At 75.0% G+C, this 15,434-nt stretch carries 15 protein-coding genes; 9 read left to right on the top strand and 6 right to left on the bottom strand.

All coding sequences use genetic code 11. The features are described from left to right. The first annotated feature begins 11 nt into the window (after positions 1-11). A complete protein-coding gene (locus QUY26_RS06780; protein WP_289944211.1) occupies positions 12-284 on the top strand; it encodes a gas vesicle protein K in 273 nt (90 codons plus the stop codon). 145 nt (positions 285-429) lie between these two features. On the opposite strand, the gene QUY26_RS06775 is transcribed toward QUY26_RS06780, so the two are convergent. Continuing rightward, the gene (locus QUY26_RS06775; protein WP_289944210.1) at positions 430-1,257 is read right to left on the bottom strand and encodes a class I SAM-dependent methyltransferase; all 828 of its coding nucleotides are present in this window, start codon (positions 1,255-1,257) and stop codon (positions 430-432) included. A 91-nt stretch (positions 1,258-1,348) separates the two neighbouring features. Next, positions 1,349-2,836, bottom strand: coding sequence for a bifunctional phosphatase PAP2/diacylglycerol kinase family protein (locus QUY26_RS06770; protein ID WP_289944209.1), 1,488 nt, complete (start codon positions 2,834-2,836; stop codon positions 1,349-1,351). Between the two features lie 219 nt (positions 2,837-3,055). On the opposite strand from QUY26_RS06770, the gene QUY26_RS06765 reads away from it, so the two are divergent. The 3 genes from QUY26_RS06765 to QUY26_RS06755 all read left to right on the top strand — a co-directional run bounded on the left by QUY26_RS06765 (position 3,056) and on the right by QUY26_RS06755 (position 6,730). Next, positions 3,056-4,693 carry an ABC-F family ATP-binding cassette domain-containing protein gene (locus tag QUY26_RS06765; protein ID WP_289944208.1) on the top strand — a complete coding sequence of 546 codons (1,638 nt, stop codon included), beginning with the start codon at positions 3,056-3,058 and terminating at the stop codon, positions 4,691-4,693. Positions 4,694-4,780: 87 nt separating this feature from the next. Beyond that, positions 4,781-5,710 (top strand): AraC family transcriptional regulator, encoded by a 930-nt coding sequence (locus QUY26_RS06760; protein WP_289944207.1) that lies wholly within the window; start codon positions 4,781-4,783, stop codon positions 5,708-5,710. Positions 5,711-6,145: 435 nt separating this feature from the next. Continuing rightward, positions 6,146-6,730 (top strand): TIGR03086 family metal-binding protein, encoded by a 585-nt coding sequence (locus tag QUY26_RS06755; protein ID WP_289944206.1) that lies wholly within the window; start codon positions 6,146-6,148, stop codon positions 6,728-6,730. Between the two features lie 88 nt (positions 6,731-6,818). Here QUY26_RS06755 and QUY26_RS06750 read toward each other — a convergent pair whose 3' ends face one another. Further along, positions 6,819-7,259, bottom strand: coding sequence for a CBS domain-containing protein (locus QUY26_RS06750; RefSeq protein ID WP_289944205.1), 441 nt, complete (start codon positions 7,257-7,259; stop codon positions 6,819-6,821). Positions 7,260-7,582: 323 nt separating this feature from the next. Here QUY26_RS06750 and QUY26_RS06745 point away from each other — a divergent pair, with 323 nt between their 5' ends. Further along, complete coding sequence (locus QUY26_RS06745) at positions 7,583-8,521, top strand: RNA polymerase sigma factor SigF (RefSeq protein ID WP_289944204.1); 939 nt, start codon at positions 7,583-7,585, stop codon at positions 8,519-8,521. On the opposite strand, the gene QUY26_RS06740 is transcribed toward QUY26_RS06745, so the two are convergent. Continuing rightward, positions 8,502-9,620 carry a PAS domain-containing protein gene (locus QUY26_RS06740; RefSeq protein ID WP_289944203.1) on the bottom strand — a complete coding sequence of 373 codons (1,119 nt, stop codon included), beginning with the start codon at positions 9,618-9,620 and terminating at the stop codon, positions 8,502-8,504. The genes QUY26_RS06745 and QUY26_RS06740 overlap by 20 nt on opposite strands. Positions 9,621-9,848: 228 nt before the next feature. Between QUY26_RS06740 and QUY26_RS06735 the strand changes: the two genes are divergently transcribed. From QUY26_RS06735 to QUY26_RS06720, 4 genes are all read left to right on the top strand, one after another. Continuing rightward, on the top strand, positions 9,849-10,550 hold the full coding sequence (locus QUY26_RS06735; protein WP_289944202.1) for an ANTAR domain-containing response regulator: 702 nt from the start codon (positions 9,849-9,851) through the stop codon (positions 10,548-10,550). Between the two features lie 77 nt (positions 10,551-10,627). Next, on the top strand, positions 10,628-11,488 hold the full coding sequence (locus tag QUY26_RS06730; RefSeq protein WP_289944201.1) for a hypothetical protein: 861 nt from the start codon (positions 10,628-10,630) through the stop codon (positions 11,486-11,488). Positions 11,489-11,596: 108 nt separating this feature from the next. Beyond that, complete coding sequence (locus QUY26_RS06725) at positions 11,597-12,844, top strand: aminotransferase class I/II-fold pyridoxal phosphate-dependent enzyme (RefSeq protein ID WP_289944200.1); 1,248 nt, start codon at positions 11,597-11,599, stop codon at positions 12,842-12,844. Next, positions 12,826-13,989 carry an MBL fold metallo-hydrolase gene (locus QUY26_RS06720; RefSeq protein WP_289944199.1) on the top strand — a complete coding sequence of 388 codons (1,164 nt, stop codon included), beginning with the start codon at positions 12,826-12,828 and terminating at the stop codon, positions 13,987-13,989. The genes QUY26_RS06725 and QUY26_RS06720 overlap by 19 nt, the downstream gene beginning before the upstream one ends. A 15-nt stretch (positions 13,990-14,004) precedes the next feature. Here QUY26_RS06720 and QUY26_RS06715 read toward each other — a convergent pair whose 3' ends face one another. Together QUY26_RS06715 and QUY26_RS06710 are read right to left on the bottom strand one after the other, a co-directional pair. Continuing rightward, the gene (locus QUY26_RS06715) at positions 14,005-14,634 is read right to left on the bottom strand and encodes a DedA family protein (RefSeq protein ID WP_289955533.1); all 630 of its coding nucleotides are present in this window, start codon (positions 14,632-14,634) and stop codon (positions 14,005-14,007) included. After that, complete coding sequence (locus tag QUY26_RS06710; protein WP_289944198.1) at positions 14,634-15,422, bottom strand: MBL fold metallo-hydrolase; 789 nt, start codon at positions 15,420-15,422, stop codon at positions 14,634-14,636. Before QUY26_RS06710 ends, QUY26_RS06715 begins: the two co-directional genes overlap by 1 nt. Between the last annotated feature and the right edge of the window lie 12 nt (positions 15,423-15,434).

The following is a 15,434-nucleotide window of genomic DNA, read 5'->3' as shown; positions in this document are numbered from 1 at the left end:
CGGGAGGCCTCATGAGGACGATGGACCTGGAACCGGACACCGTGGAGCGCGACCTCGTCGCCCTCGTCCTGACCGTCGTGGAGCTGCTGCGCGAGCTGATGGAGCGGCAGGCGATCCGCCGCTTCGAGTCCGGTGAGCTGACGGAGGATCAGGAGGAGCGTGTCGGCATGACGTTGATGCTCCTGGAGGACCGCATGACGCGGCTCCGCGAGCGCTACGGGCTGCGGCCCGAGGACCTGAACCTGGACCTCGGACCCCTGGGCCCGCTGCTGCCCAGGGCGTGAGCCCGGCCCCGCCCAGGGCGTGAGCCCGGCCCCGCCCAGGGAGTGAGCCCGGCTCCGCCCAGGGAGTGAGCCTCCCCGGCGCCGCCCCGCCGCCCGCGCCCCCTGGCGGAGGTCACCTCATGCGGGCCACCTCACGCGGGTCGCCTCAAGCCCGGCACAGCAACTCCCCGTGCAGCACCACGAACCAGCCGTCCTCCGCCCGCCCCCACTCCCGCCAGGCCGCCGCGACCGCCGCCAACTGCTTGTGGTCCGCGTGCCCGGACGCCGTCGCGCGCTCCGCGTACGCCGACGCCACCGTGCGGTCCGCCCACAGCTCGCTCCACCAGGCCCGCTCCTCGGGCGTGCTGTAGCACCACGTGCCCGCCGACGCCGTGACCTCGCTGAAACCGGCCTCCCGCGCCCAGGACTTGAGGCGCCGCCCGGCGTCCGGCTCGCCACCGTTGGACCGGGCGACCCGCCGGTACAGGTCGAGCCAGTCGTCCAGGCCCGGCACGTGCGGGTACCAGGTCATCGCCGCGTAGTCGCTGTCGCGCACCGCGACGACGCCGCCCGGGCGGCACACCCGGCGCATCTCGCGCAGCGCCCGCACGGGGTCGCCCACGTGCTGGAGCACCTGGTGGGCGTGCACGACGTCGAAGGTGTCGTCGGGGTGGTCGAGGGCGTGCGCGTCGGCTACCGCGAACGAGACGTTGTCCAGGCCGCGCCCGGCGGCCATGGCACGCGCCCGGTCGAGGATTTCGGGTGCGCGGTCGACACCGGTGACGTGCCCGTCAGGGACCAGCGCGGCCAGGTCCGCGGTGATGGTGCCGGGGCCGCAGCCGACGTCCAGGATCCGCTGATGGGGGCGGAGCGAACCGAGAAGGTAGGCCGCGGAGTTGGCGGCGGTGCGCCACGTGTGGGAGCGCAGGACGGACTCGTGGTGCCCGTGCGTGTAGACGGCGGTCTCGGCGTGGGTGTGGTGAAGGGCTGACATGACGGCACTGTAAGCCGCTCGTGTCGAAGTGTGAGACCCCCGTCTCACCATGCGGTCAGTGGCGGTCAGTGGGGGGCTCTGGCGACGTGGGTCACGTGGCCAGCGAGGGCCGGTACACGGTCAGTGCCTCCGGCAGCTTGTCAAGAAGCAACTCGCCCTCGGCCGAGGAGAGTTCGCCGTCGTACGCGATCTTCGTGCCGGGGGCGAGCCCGTCGAGGCGCAGCTGGCGCGGGCGGGCCGCGGTCTGGACGGGGGAGCGCTCCACCGGAGCCGTCAGGGCCGCCGCGAGCAGCCGGGAGCCCGGCTTGCGGCCGCCGTGCACGATGCGCACGTCGAGCAGCCCGTCGGCGAGGTCGAACCGCCGCGTGGGCGTCGGACCGAGCCGGTTGTACACGCAGTTCCCGGCGAACAGCAGCCACAGCGCCCGCTCGGTGCCGCCGATCTCGGCGCGCAGCGGATGCTGGTCGGAGCGCAGCACGCGCGCCGCGGCGAGCACGCCCGCGGGCCAGCCGCCGATCCGGGGCGACCACCGCTCCCGCTCGCGCACCAGCTCGGGGTAGACGCCGAGGCTGAAGGTGTTGAGGAAGTGCCCGGAACCGGTGCGGGAGCGGAAGCGCCCGACGTCCACCGCGACCGCGTCGCCCACCTCCACGGCCCGCGCCAGCTCACGAGGCCCCTCGACCCCGAGGTCGGCCGCGAAGTGGTTGAGCGTGCCGCCGGGAAGGACCGCGAGCGGCACGCCGTGCCGCAGGGCCACCGACGCGGCCGCGTTGACGGTGCCGTCGCCGCCGCACACCCCGAGGGCGCGGGCCCGGGCCGCCGCCTTCTCCAACTCGGCCACCAGGCCGTCCGGCGCGCAGGTCACCACCTCGGCGTGCGGCAGGACGTCGAGCAGCTCACGCACGCGGTCGGCGGTCTTCGCGCCGCTGTTGGTGACCACGACCAGGCCGCGCCCGCCGGGCAGGGCCGGGGCCTGAGCGCGCGGCCGGCCCGGCAGCGGCAGCTGGGACCGGGTCGGCACCAGGCCGCGCACGGCGTACGCGGCACCCGCGCCCAGGGCCGCACCGGCGAGGACGTCGCTCGGGAAGTGCACGCCCGTGTAGACGCGGGACAGCGCGACGGCGCCCGCGAGCGGGGCGACGACCGCGCCGAGCCGGGGCGACTCCAGGGCCACCCCGACGGCGAAGGCCGCCGCGGACGCGGCGTGCCCCGAGGGGAAGGACGTGGTCGCGGGCTGCCGCTTCAGCCTGCGCACGAGCGGCACCGGGTCGAGGGCCGGGCGGGTCCGCCGCACCGACCGCTTGCCGAGCGTGTTGATCGTCGCGGACGCCACCGCGAGCGAGGCCACGCCCCGGGCGGCGGCACGCTTGGCCCGCGGGCTCCGGGTCGCGGCGAGCGCGGCCGCCGTGGCGAACCAGAGGCGCCCGTGGTTCGCGGCGTGGCTGAGCCGCGGCAGCAGCCGGTCGGCGCCGGGCCAGTGCCGCGTCGCCACGGCGTCGAAGACCCGCCGGTCGAGCGCGATCATCCGGTTCCGGGGCCCGCGGGCCGGGGACAGGGGGCGGTCGGCATCTGAGGTCATGGGGACCGCATACCCCCCGGCGGCGATCTGCAACGGATCGACCCCTGCGAGGCCCCCTGGCGCCGCCCTGGCGCCGCGAGGCCCCCTCTGAATACCGCCCCGGCCCCGTGATACCGCCCTGAGGCCCCCTGATACCGCCTTGGCGGTAGGAATCCGTCCTGCGCACGGCCCCGAGAATCCGTTTGCCGTCACCGAGCGGCGCCCCGGAGAATCGCCCGCATGGGACATCTGGAAGCCGCGCACCTGGAGTACTACCTGCCGGACGGGCGAGCGCTGCTCGGTGACGTCTCGTTCCGGGTGGGCGAGGGCGCGGTGGTGGCGCTGGTCGGGGCGAACGGCGCGGGCAAGACGACACTGCTCCGGCTCGTCGCGGGGGAGCTCCAGCCGCACGGCGGCAGCGTGACGGTGAGCGGCGGCCTCGGCGTGATGCCCCAGTTCGTCGGCTCGGTCCGCGACGGCACCACCGTGCGCGACCTCCTCGTGTCCGTGGCGCAGCCCCGCATCCGCGAGGCCGCCCGGGCCGTCGACCGCGCCGAGCACGCCATCATGACCGTCGACGACGAGGCGGCCCAGCTCCAGTACGCGCAGGCGCTCTCCGACTGGGCCGAGGCCCGTGGGTACGAGGCCGAGACGCTCTGGGACATCTGCACGACGGCGGCGCTCGGCGTCCCGTACGACAAGGCCCAGTGGCGCGAGGTGCGCACGCTCTCCGGCGGCGAGCAGAAGCGCCTGGTCCTGGAGGCGCTGCTGCGCGGCACCGACGAGGTGCTGCTCCTCGACGAGCCCGACAACTACCTGGATGTCCCCGGCAAGCGCTGGCTGGAGCAGCGCCTGAAGGAGACCCGCAAGACCGTCCTGTTCGTCAGCCACGACCGCGAGCTCCTCGCCCGCTCCGCCGAGAAGATCGTCAGCGTGGAGCCGAGCCCCGGCGGCTCCGAGGTGTGGGTGCACGGCGCGGGCTTCGGGACGTACCACGCGGCGCGCCAGGAGCGCTTCGCGCGCTTCGAGGAGCTGCGCCGCCGCTGGGACGAGAAGCACGCCCAGCTCAAGAAGCTGGTCCTGGACATGCAGCAGTACGCGTCGCGCAGCGACGAGATGGCCTCCCGCTACCAGGCCGCGAAGACCAGGCTGCGCAAGTTCGAGGAGGCAGGACCGCCGCCCGAGCCGCCGCGCAAGCAGGAGATCACCATGCGCCTGCACGGCGGCCGCACCGGCGTCCGGGCCGTCACCTGCAAGAACCTCGAACTGACCGGCCTGATGAAACCCTTCGACCTGGAGGTCTTCTACGGCGAGCGGGTCGCCGTGCTCGGCTCCAACGGCTCCGGGAAGTCGCACTTCCTGCGCCTCCTCGCCGGAGACCCCGGCGAACACGACAACCCGGTGGCCCACACGGGGGAGTGGAAGCTCGGCGCGCGCGTGGTGCCGGGACACTTCGCGCAGACCCACGCCCACCCGGAGCTGTTCGGCCGCACCCTGCTCGACATCCTGTGGCGCGAGCACGCGAAGGACCGGGGCGCGGCGATGTCCCGCCTCCGCCGCTACGAACTCACCGGGCAGGCCGAGCAGCGCTTCGAGAAGCTCTCCGGCGGCCAGCAGGCCCGCTTCCAGATCCTGCTCCTGGAGCTGGAGGGCGCCACCGCCCTGCTGCTCGACGAACCCACCGACAACCTGGACCTGGAGTCGGCCGAAGCACTGCAGGAGGGCCTCGAGGCGTACGAGGGCACGGTGCTCGCCGTGACCCACGACCGCTGGTTCGCCCGCTCCTTCGACCGGTACCTCGTCTTCGGCGCCGACGGCCGCGTCCGGGAGACCCCGGAGGCCGTATGGGACGAGCAAAGAGTGGAACGGGCCCGCTAGCGCGCCGGGTAGCGTGGTGAAACCACGCCGTACGCAGCGCAGTGGGGGGAGACCGTGGCTGTCAGGACGCCCTTTCGGACCAGTGACGTGGACGAGGCCCGGGAGGTGTTGGTCACCGCCTACTACAGCAACTTCCTGGACGTGCTCGACCGACAGCGCTCCTTCCGCGCCGAGTTCGCCATCGGGCGGCTCGGCGCGGTCACCGTCGGCGGCCTGACCTGCCACACCGACGTGCGGGTGCGCCTCGGCGAACTCGGGTCGTACCACGTCAACATCCCGCTCAGCGGCCACATGACCTGGCGCCAGGGCTCCGGCGCTCCCGTGCTCACCACGCCCGACAGGGCCGCCGTCTACCAGCCGTGCGGCGACACCGTCGTCGACCGCTGGTCCGGCGACTGCCGGGTGCTCGCCGTGAAGCTGGACCGGGTGGCCCTGGAGGAGAGCCTGGAGACGCTGCTCGACCGGCCCGTCCGCGGCCCGGTGCCGCTCGACCCCGGCTTCGACACCGGCCAGGGGCCCGGCCGGGGCTGGACCCGGCTGGTCCGCGCGGTCGCCGACGACCTCCTCGACGAGTCCGCGATGCTGAGCGGATCCCTGGTCTCCGCGCCCCTGCAGGAAGCCCTCCTGAACGGCCTGCTGCTCGCCGCGGGACACCCCTACCGCGACCAGCTCACCGACCCCGTCGCCCGGTTGCGGCCCGCGCCGGTCAAACGCGCCATGGACGCCGTGCAGCAGCGGCCCGAGCACCCCTTCACCGCCGCCGTCCTCGCCGCCGAGGCCCGCGTCGGGGTGCGCTGGCTCCAGGAGGCCTTCCGACGCTACGTGGGGATGTCCCCCATGGCGTACGTACGCGACGTACGCCTGCAGCGCGTGCGGGACGAACTGCGCGCGGCCGTCCCCGACGAGCAGTGCGTGAGCGCCGTCGCCCACCGCTGGGGATTCACCCACCTGGGCCGGTTCGCCGAGCAGTACCGGACGCGCTTCGGGGAACTGCCGTCGCAGACGCTGCGCGGCTGAGGGCGCGCGGCGGCGCGCGGGCGGTGCGGCGGCGTGTCGCGGTGCGTTATTCGGACACTCGCCGCGCCGAGCGGATCGTGGGCCCGTGGGCACCCGCCTAATGTGTCGCTGTACCGGACGGGCCGGCCGTCGTCGCGGGAGCCCTAGCCTTCTTCCGGGGCGTCGGCCGTGGACGGAAACCCGGTGCGTCCGGCCCGGCGGAGTCCGCCGGGCCGGCTCGGACCGCGGGCCCGGTCATTCCCCTCGGTACCCACGCGGTGCCATCGGGCCCGCCCCTTCCGGCCCTCAATCCTGGATGTCCCGGCCCGTTCCGTCTTCACTGGAGTCACAAGCCCGCACGGGAGACGGAGTCACAAGCCCGCACGGGAGTCGGATGTCCTCACTGGAGACAGGCGTCTTCGCCGCGAAGGACACGGGAGACACACCGGAGGCGACATGAGCGCGACGGACACCACCTCACTGCCGCGGCGCCACGGCCGGGCCCTCGACCTGTTCACCGACCGGGTGCACGCCGTCCGCGCCGACCAGTGGGACGCGCCGACGCCCTGCGCGGAGTGGACCGTACGGGACCTCGTCGGTCACCTCGTCGTCGAGCAGCTGTGGGTCCCGCCGCTGGTCCGCGACGGCGCCACCCTCGCGTCCGTCGGTGACAGCTTCGACGGCGACGTCCTCGGCCCCGACCCGGTCGCCTCCTGGGACACCGCGGCCGACGCGGCCCGCACCGCGTTCGGCGAACGCGGCGCCCTGGACCGGACCGTGCACCTCTCGTACGGCCCGACGCCCGCGGCCGACTACTGCGCCCAGATGGTCACCGACCTCGTCGTGCACGCCTGGGACCTGTCCCGGGCGATCGGCGCCGACGAGCGGCTCCCGGACGACCTCGTCGCCGCCGCCGCGAACGAAGTGGCGCCGTACGCGGGCGAGTTGAGCAAGAGCGGCCTCTTCGCCCCCGCCGTCCAGCCCCCGCCGGGGGCGGACGCCCAGACCGCGCTCCTGAACCTCCTGGGCCGAACCCCTTGACTCCCGGCCGCCTGGATCCTGACCGCTCGACGGGCTCCTGACCCCTCGGCCCTGGAATCACCGGAATCACCAAAATCACCTGCCGGAGTCAACTCCCGGAACTGCCCGGCAACCCGGCCCCGTCGCCCCGCTCGAACGACAGGTCAACGCTGCCTGTCGTCAGGCCGCCCGCCAGGTCGCCGATGTTCACCATGCCGACGGGCCTGCCGTTCTCGACGACGGGCAGCCGGCGCACCGCGTGGGCCCGCATCAGGCCGACGGCCTCCGACACCGCGTCGTCGGGGGCGACCACCACCGGGTTCGGGGTGCACACGGACTGCGCGCTGACCGTCAGCGGGTCGACGCCGTCGGCCACGGCACGCAGCGTGATGTCCCGGTCGGTGAGCACCCCGATGAGCCGGCCGCCGCCCGTCACCACGACTCCGCCGACGTCCTCGGCGCGCATCAGCTGCGCGGCCTCCACGAGCGACGCGTCGGGCCTGACCGCCGTCACTCCCGGAGTCATGACTTCCCTCACGTACCGCTCCATTGGCGCTGACCCCCATTTCTGGCTGTTCCGGTCCGTCCGGCCACTGCGGTGCGAGCCTTCGCCCGCCCGGGTGCCCGTACGGCGGGATTTCTCACATCGAGGCTCCAGGAGGACCAGTCCGGGCCGGGGTGGGATCGGGGCCGTCGCCCTCGGGGGGTGTTTGCCTCTCGATGCGTGGGGCAGGCGGAAGGGCAGTGCTTCGGACCGGAGGCACGTCCGTGGGAGCGGTTTGCTCACTTCGGGTGTGCCCCGTGCGACGAGCGCGCGCCCTCCCACGGTGACCGTCCACACCAAGCACCGGCTCAAAGGGAGTTGCACGCGTCATGCGATCCGATGCAGCACGATCCCAGGATGCGACCCGCCACCACGGCGCGGTACGCCCCGCACACGCCAATCCCCCGCGCGCGCAGCGATCGCGGTCCAGGCGGCACCCCCACGACGACGCTCCCGACACCGCCGCGGCCTTCCAGCGGCTCTGCGAACTGCCCCACGGACCCGAGCGGGACGCCCTGCGCGACGAACTGGTGCGGGCCTGGCTGCCCATGGCCGAACGGCTCGCGGGCCGCTTCCGCAACCGCGGCGAAGCCCTCGACGACCTGCGCCAGGTCGCCGCACTCGGCCTGGTCAAGGCCGTCGACCGCTACGACCCCGAGCGCGGCAACGCCTTCGAGAGCTACGCCGTACCGACCGTCACCGGCGAGATCAAACGCCACTTCCGCGACCACATGTGGACGCTGCACGTGCCGCGCCGGGTGCAGGACCTGCGCAACCGCGTACGGTTCGCCTGCCAGGACCTGACCCAGACCACCCCGGGGCGCACCCCCAGCATCGCCGAGATCGCCGAGCGGGCCCAGATGAGCGAGGAGGACGCGGCGACCGGACTCGAAGCGCTCGACAGCTTCACCGCGCTGTCCCTGGACGCCGAACTCCCCGGCAGCGACGACGGCTACGCCCTGCGCGACACCCTCGGCGGCCCCGACCCCGCCCTCGACGTCGTCGTCGACCGCGAGGCCGTCAAACCGCGCCTCGCGCAACTGCCCGAACGCGAGCGGACCATCCTCTACCTGCGGTTCTTCCGCGACATGACACAGAGCCGCATCGCCGAGCACCTGGGGATCTCCCAGATGCACGTGTCCCGCCTGATCAGCCGCTGCTGCGGGCGGATGCGCGAGGAGGTGCTGTGCGAGGCCGCCCACCGCGCGGCCGCCGCCCGGTGCGAGGAGCAGGCCCGCGCCGCCCGCGTCACCCCGGGCGCCGCATAGCCAGGGCGATGTGCCGGGACATCACATCCACGGCGCGCGCCTCCGCCATCGAGAACGCGAGGCGCGCGCCGGTCCTGAACAGGCTGAGCACCCCCTCCACCGGACCGCCGGGCTCCGCCGTGAGCGGCACGCACAGCAGGGACGTGACGTGCGCGCGCACCAGCACCGGCGCGCCGCTCGCGTCCCGGCCGAAGCTGTCCGGCGGATCCGGCCGCACCTGCAGCGTCGGTGCCCCGCACCGCGCCGTCTCCATCACCAGGGGGCAGTCGGCCGGGTCCTGCGCGAGGACGTCGGCGACCGGGCCGCCCTCGGGGCCGAGGACCGTGCGCCGCCGCGGCTGCGCGCCCTCGTCGGCGATCACCCAGTCGGCGAACCGGCCGTGCAGCACCTCCGGGACCCGGGCGAGCACCCCGGTGGGGTCCCCGCTCGGCGCCGTGAGCAGCGCGACCGTCATGGCGTCCGTCAGCTCGAGGAGTTCGGCGTTCCGGGTCGCCTCGGCGAGGTCCGGCGTCTGCCCCCGTACGCTCCGGGGCAGCGGCTCCCTGGTGTCGGGGGGCTGCAGGACGACGAGGACGACCGTGCGGGGCTCGTTGCCCGGCCGCAGCGCGGTCAGCGTCGCCCGCACCGGAAGCCGGGGCTGATGCTGCAACCGGACCGTCAGGCTCCGGTCGCCCTCCCTGCGGGCCACCGCGGCGGCCTGGGAGCGGAACGCGGTCCGGTCGGACGGCGTCAGGAAACCGGCGAACGGCCGCCCCGTCGCGTACCCGCCCCGCACCCCCGTGAGATCCGCCGCCGCCGTGTTCAGACGCCGCACCACCGTCTCGCCGTCGACCAGCGCGACCGGCAGCGGGAACCGCTGGAAGACGGCGCGCAGCAGCCTCTGGTCGTCCCACACCGCTGTCGCGCCCACCGCCGGGCCGTCCGCGGCCAGCCGCTCGAAGTCCGGCCAGAGCCGCTCCGCCACGTGATCGAGTTCGAACAGCGCCGCGTCGAGCATGGTGCCCAGGTCACCCGAGGGGACGGCACGCGATGCCTTCAACTCCGCGACCCGGCGCACGAAGTCCGCCAGGTCCTCACTGAATCGGTCGGTGTCCGCCATGCCACGAACGTAGCCGCTGGGACCGTTTTCCGGGGGGTTCACCGGGAACCCGGACACCAGGGGAGAGGGAACACGGGGCGGATGTGACCGGAACCTGGAAACCACGGAAACACGGAACCCCGGCCCCTGGAAACACGGAACCCCGGAACCCCGGAAGCGCAGCCGCGACTGCACGCGACTTCACGCAGTTTCGGAGGACAAGAGGAGACGACGAGGAGGTGTGTCAGCATGCCGGTGCTGCTCGGAACGGACGGGCCGGAAGCCGCCCTGCCGGCCCGCAGGCTCTCGGAACTGGCCGAACAGGCGCTGCGCTGCACCACCGAGTGCTGCGGCGCGGGCGCGACCGTCACGGAGGGCGGCCAGGTGCAGCCGGCCGCCGTCACCCACCCCGACCTGTCCGGCCTCGTCTCGGCGCAGCTGCGCTCCGGCGACGGGCCGATCCCCACGGCCCAGGAGCGGGGCGCGCCGGTGGACGCGGGGGACCTGCTGCACGACGACCGCTGGCCGGAGTACCGCGCGCTCGCCCTGGACTCCGGGGTCCGTGCGAGCATCACGCTGCCCTTCAAGCGCTCCGGGCTCACCCTCACCCTCAGCCTGTTCAGCTTCCGCCCCTGGACCCTGGACGACGCGGGCTGCGGCCCCGCGCAGGCGCTCGGCGACCTCGCGGCGGCGGGCCTGGTCCGCGACCGCCACTACCGCGCCGCGCTCACGGAACTGGACCACCTGGGCGAGGCACTGCGCACCCGCCCCGTCGTCGATCAGGCGTGCGGCATCATCATGCACATCGTGACCTGCGACTCCGACCGCGCCTTCACCCTTCTGCGCCGCATCTCCCAGCAGTCCAACCGGAAACTCGCCGAAGTGGCGGCGGCGCTGGTGGAGACGCGGGGCAGGGGCCTTGAGGCCGAGCTGACGGCCCTCGTCGAGTGAGGCGCGGGGCGCGGACCCGGTCACCCGGCCGGAGGCCACACCGCGCGGATGCCGCACCCCCACGCTCGAATGACCTCATGCGCACTTCCGTCCCGCACCTCGCCCTGACCCTCACCACCGCCGCCTTCTGCACCCTCGCCGCCGCCCCGTCCGCGTACGCGGGAGACGCCACCGCCGACGTCACCCCGAAGCAGCTCGCCCCCGGCGAACAGATCACCGTCTCCGTGTACTGTCCGGACACCGGCGGAGCGCCCCCGCAGACCATGACCGCGAGCTCGCAGGCCTTCGAGCAGGGCAGCGTCCAGCTCCAGCGCGTGCCGGGCGGCCAGGGGCTCCCGGACGAACGGCAGCACCAGCAGGGCGATCCGTACGGCCCCACCGACCCGCAGGGACTCGCCCCCGACAGCGAGTCCGGCCTGGACCCGGGCCCGGACACCGGCATCGAGCCCGACCTCGGGACCGTGCCCGGCGAGGAGGACGACCCCGGGGCGGGCGCGGGCACGGGAGCCGATCCGGGCACGGGGGCGGACCCGGGCACGGCGACGGGCGACGAGACCGGGATGAGGGACGACGCCGAGAACGGGGACGGTGCCGGGGTCGCCTACCGGGGCACGGCCCGCATCGCCGCGGCCGCGTCCTTCGAGGGCGTCGGCCCGAACGCCGTGGGCCCCGAGTCGCAGTGGGCCGTGGACGGCGCCTGCCACGACGACGGCCGGTGGAAGGCGACGTTCACCGTCACCCGTACCGCCCACACCCCCACCCACCGGCCCACTCACCACCCCACCCATACGGCCCCCGCCGCCCACGGCGTCCACGCCGGGCGTGACGGCGGCTTCACCGACTCCCCGGCCGCACTCGCCGCGGGCGGCCTGCTGGTCAGCGGGGCCCTGGGCGCCGCCGTGCACCGGCTGCGCCGCGACCGGGCGTCCGCCCGCTGACCGCCGGTCTGGTCAAGTGGCCGACCACCGGAAGGTGGAGCGGCGCCGCCGTGGGTACGCAGACACCCGACGGCACACGAGAGGTGACGGCAGCGCTCGGAGGTACCCATGCGGCGGACGGACCACGAGGGTCGCGGCCGCGTCCGGTACGGCCCGCCGCTGCCGGAGCCCGGGCTCCCGGTCCTCGCGGAGCTCACCGCCGTCCTCGCGTCCGCCGCGGGCCGCTCGCACGCCCAGCCGCCCGGCGGCGACCCGGCGCTGCTCGACGCGGCCTGCGGCTACTGGACCCGGCGCGGCCTGCCCGCCGAGCGCGACCACGTCGCCGCCGCGCCCGGTGCCGCGCCGCTGCTGCTCGCGCTCACCGCGGCCGTCGGCGGCGACGTCCTCCTGCCGCGCCCGTGCGCCGCCTGGTGGGAGCCCCAGGTACGCCTCCTCGGCCGGTCGGTGTACCACGTGGCGACGCCCGCCGAGTGCGGCGGCGTCCCCGATCCGTACGCCCTCCTCGAAACCGTCCGCCGCGTCCGCGCCGAGGGCGGCTCGCCGCGTCTGCTCGTGATGTCGGTCGCCGACGACCCGACAGCCACGGTGCCGCCGCCGGAGGTCGTGCACGAGGCCGTGGAGGCGGCGGCGGGCGAGGGCCTGCACATCGTCAGCGACGAGACCTGGCGCGACACCCTGCACCGCCCGCACGAGACCGTCCTGGTCGGCCCCGCCGAGATGGCCCCCGAACGGGTCACCGTCGTCTGCGACCTGTCCGGCGCCTTCCTGCCGCCCGCCCTGCCCGCGGCCGTCGCCCGGTTCCCCGCGGGCGGCCCGGCGGCGGCCCTGCGCGCCCGTGTCCTGGACGTCCTCACCGCGCTCGGCGCGTCCCCGGCCGCGCCGGTCGCCGCGGCGGCCGCGTACGCCCTGGGGGAACCCGACGAGATCACCGCCCGCCTGAGCGCGGCGACCCGGCTGCACGCCCGCGTCGCCGCGGCGCTCCGGGAGGCGGTGGTCGCGGCGGGCGGCTTCGCGCGGCCACCGCGAGCGGGGCGGCACCTGTACGCCGACCTCGGGCCGCTGCGGTCCGACCTGGCCGCGCGCGGTGTGACCGACGCGCAGGAGCTCGAGGACTTCCTGGGCGCACACCTCGCCATGCCCGCCCCCGGCGGCCACCGCTTCGGCGACGACATCGCCGCCTTGCGCGTCCGCCTGTCCACGGGGCCGTTCCTCGGCACGGACCCGGGGGAGCGGATGGCCGCGCTCGCCGCCCCCGACCCCCTGGAACTACCCCACGTGGAAAGGGCGTTGACCTTGTTCGAAGCGGCCTTCGACGACCTCCGTGCCGAAGCACAGCGATGGGAGCCTCCTCGGTGACGCAGCAGACGCGGCAGCAGCCACAGGACAGCGAACAGGCAGAGCAGACGCAGCCGGCGCGGCGGGCCCGTGCGGCCCCGGAGGGGGGAGGCGGGGGAGGCGGGACCGGGGCGGAGCCCGCGGAGGAGGCGCGGGGCGTGGGGGAAGCGCCGGGCGAGGGTGCCGCGCCCGCGCCCCGGGCCGTCCCGCTCCGCACCCCCGGCACCGTCCGGCTGTGGCCCAAGTCCTTCGCCGACCGGCTCACCGCGCCGCTGCCCGGGCTGCGGGCCTTCGCCCGGTTCGCCCGCGAGGGAGTGCTCAGGCCGCCGCCCGCCGCGCTCGCCGACATCCCGCGGCTGCCGTACGCGCCGGGCCCGCTGCCCCGCGTCGACTCCCGCACGGTCGCGGTGACCTGGGCCGGGCACGCCAGCTGGGTGCTGCGCGTCGGCGGGCTCACCGTCCTCACCGACCCCGTCTGGTCCCGCAGGATCCTCGGCACCCCCGCCCGCGTCACACCCGTCGGCGTCCCCTGGACCGCACTGCCCCGCGTCGACGCCGTGGTCATCAGCCACAACCACTACGACCACCTGGACGCCCCCACCCTCCGCAGGCTCCCGCGCGACACCCCCGTCCTCGTACCCGCGGGCCTCGCCCGCTGGTTCACGCGCCGCCGGTTCACCCGCGTCGTCGAACTCGACTGGTGGGAGGGTGCCCGACTCGGCGGGGTCCGCTTCGACTTCGTACCGGCGCACCACTGGTCCAAGCGCGGACTGCGGGACACCTGCCGGAGCCTGTGGGGCGGCTGGGTGCTCACCGACATGGACGGGCAGCGGGTGTACTTCGCCGGGGACACGGGCTACGGCCACTGGTTCGGGCGGATCGGGGAGCGCTACCCCGGGATCGACCTGGCGCTCCTTCCCATCGGGGCGTACGAGCCGCGCTGGTGGCTGCGGGACGTGCACTGCGACCCGGAGGAGGCGGTGCGGGCCGCGCTCGACGTGGGGGCGCGGCGGATGGCGCCCATGCACTGGGGCACGTTCCTGCTGTCGGCCGAGCCGGTCCTGGAGCCGCTGGTGCGGGTGCGGGACGCCTGGGCGGCGGCCGGGCGGGAGCGGGGGGACCTGTGGGATCTGCCGGTGGGCGGGTCCCGGGTGCTCACCGGCTGAGGCCGGCCGCCGCGTTCAGCGGGCCGTCGAGCGGGCCCTGCGCAGGCGGCGCCACACCGTCGGGGCGAGGCTGATGACGACCGTGAGGCCGACGGCGAGGACCACGCCCTGCCAGGGCTCCTCGAACAGGGAGCCGCCGAGGATGCCGATGAGCTGGTACGTCACCGCCCAGGCCAGACAGGCCGGGAGGTTGCCGCGGGCGAACCGGCGCAGCGGCAGCTTCGCGAGGAGGCAGGCCAGCATCACCGGGAGGCGGCCCGCCGGGACCAGGCGCGACAGGACGAGCACCAGGACGCCGTGGTCCTGGAGCTTGTCCTGGGCCCGGACGAGCCGCTCCTCCGGGGCCCGGTCCCGGATGGCCTCCAGCCAGCGCGAGCCGTTCTTCGACCGCATGCCGCGCTGCCCGAGCCAGTACAGGCCCATGTCCCCGGCGAACGCCGCGAGCGACGCCACCCCGAACACGATGAGCAGCGCGAACGGCGACGTGTCGGTCTGGTGGAAGGCCACCACCGCCGCCGAACTCACCAACGCGCCCGTCGGCACCACCGGCACCAGCGCGCCGAGGACCACCAGCAGGAACAGCGAGGGATAGCCCACCGCCTGCTGGGTGGACTCCGGCGTCACCGTCGCCGCGGCGGCGAGCATCATCGGGCGACCTCCGGCCGCACGGACTCGCCGTGCCCCAGCCGGTGCACGGCCACGCCCGGCGCGCGGCGGGCGGCCTGGCGCACGAACTCGTCCCCCGGACCGTGGAATTCGTGCGGCCGCACCGCGTCCATGCCGATCGGCCAGTACGTGCCGTAGTGCACCGGCACCGCGCTGCGCGGCGCGAGCCGTGCCAGGGCCTCGGCGGCGCGGGCCGGGTCCAGATGGCCGTGCCCGAGGTAGGGGCCCCAGCCGCCCACGGGAAGCAGCGCCACGTCGACGGGCCCCACCTCCTCGGCCATCGCGTCGAACAGGCCGGTGTCCCCGGCGAAGTAGGTACGGGCGCGGCCCTCGACGACGTAGCCGAGGGCGGGGGACCGGTGGGGGCCGAGGGGGAGGCGGCGGCCGTCGTGGAGGGCGGGGACGACGCGCACGGCGACGCCGCCGCTGCCCCCCACGGGGATCTCGTCGCCCGGCACGACCTCCGTGAACCGCAGGTGGGACAGCTTGCGCAGGCCCGGCACGGAGCGGGGGGCGCCGCGCGGGACCAGGACGCGCGTACCCGGCGCCAGGCGCGCCAGGGACGGCACGTGCAGATGGTCGGCGTGCAGATGCGACAGCAGCACGACATCGGCGACGGCCGCACGCGCGGGCGGGAGCGCGCCCCTGCGGCGGCGCAAGTGCGCAAGCCGGCGCACGAACAGCGGATCGGTCAGCACACGGATGCCCGAGTCCTCCACCGTGCACGTGGCATGGCCCCACCAGGTGACCGTGACGTCGGCACGCACCCGTTCCTCCTT

The sequence above is a fragment of the Streptomyces flavofungini genome (assembly GCF_030388665.1).
GTDB lineage: Bacteria > Actinomycetota > Actinomycetes > Streptomycetales > Streptomycetaceae > Streptomyces > Streptomyces flavofungini_A.
This window is presented reverse-complemented; position numbering and strand designations above follow the sequence as displayed.

What these genes read in the sequence shown, in the direction of transcription:
- QUY26_RS06775 (WP_289944210.1), bottom strand. Translation starts at nt 1,257, where the DNA reads ATGTCAGCCCTTCACCACACCCACGCCGAGACCGCCGTCTACACGCAC.
- QUY26_RS06730 (WP_289944201.1), top strand. Translation starts at nt 10,628, where the DNA reads ATGCGCACTTCCGTCCCGCACCTCGCCCTGACCCTCACCACCGCCGCC.
- QUY26_RS06735 (WP_289944202.1), top strand. Translation starts at nt 9,849, where the DNA reads ATGCCGGTGCTGCTCGGAACGGACGGGCCGGAAGCCGCCCTGCCGGCC.
- QUY26_RS06720 (WP_289944199.1), top strand. Translation starts at nt 12,826, where the DNA reads ATGGGAGCCTCCTCGGTGACGCAGCAGACGCGGCAGCAGCCACAGGAC.
- QUY26_RS06755 (WP_289944206.1), top strand. Translation starts at nt 6,146, where the DNA reads ATGAGCGCGACGGACACCACCTCACTGCCGCGGCGCCACGGCCGGGCC.
- QUY26_RS06745 (WP_289944204.1), top strand. Translation starts at nt 7,583, where the DNA reads ATGCGATCCGATGCAGCACGATCCCAGGATGCGACCCGCCACCACGGC.
- QUY26_RS06725 (WP_289944200.1), top strand. Translation starts at nt 11,597, where the DNA reads ATGCGGCGGACGGACCACGAGGGTCGCGGCCGCGTCCGGTACGGCCCG.
- QUY26_RS06780 (WP_289944211.1), top strand. Translation starts at nt 12, where the DNA reads ATGAGGACGATGGACCTGGAACCGGACACCGTGGAGCGCGACCTCGTC.
- QUY26_RS06715 (WP_289955533.1), bottom strand. Translation starts at nt 14,634, where the DNA reads ATGCTCGCCGCCGCGGCGACGGTGACGCCGGAGTCCACCCAGCAGGCG.
- QUY26_RS06750 (WP_289944205.1), bottom strand. Translation starts at nt 7,259, where the DNA reads ATGGAGCGGTACGTGAGGGAAGTCATGACTCCGGGAGTGACGGCGGTC.
- QUY26_RS06765 (WP_289944208.1), top strand. Translation starts at nt 3,056, where the DNA reads ATGGGACATCTGGAAGCCGCGCACCTGGAGTACTACCTGCCGGACGGG.
- QUY26_RS06770 (WP_289944209.1), bottom strand. Translation starts at nt 2,836, where the DNA reads ATGACCTCAGATGCCGACCGCCCCCTGTCCCCGGCCCGCGGGCCCCGG.
- QUY26_RS06740 (WP_289944203.1), bottom strand. Translation starts at nt 9,620, where the DNA reads ATGGCGGACACCGACCGATTCAGTGAGGACCTGGCGGACTTCGTGCGC.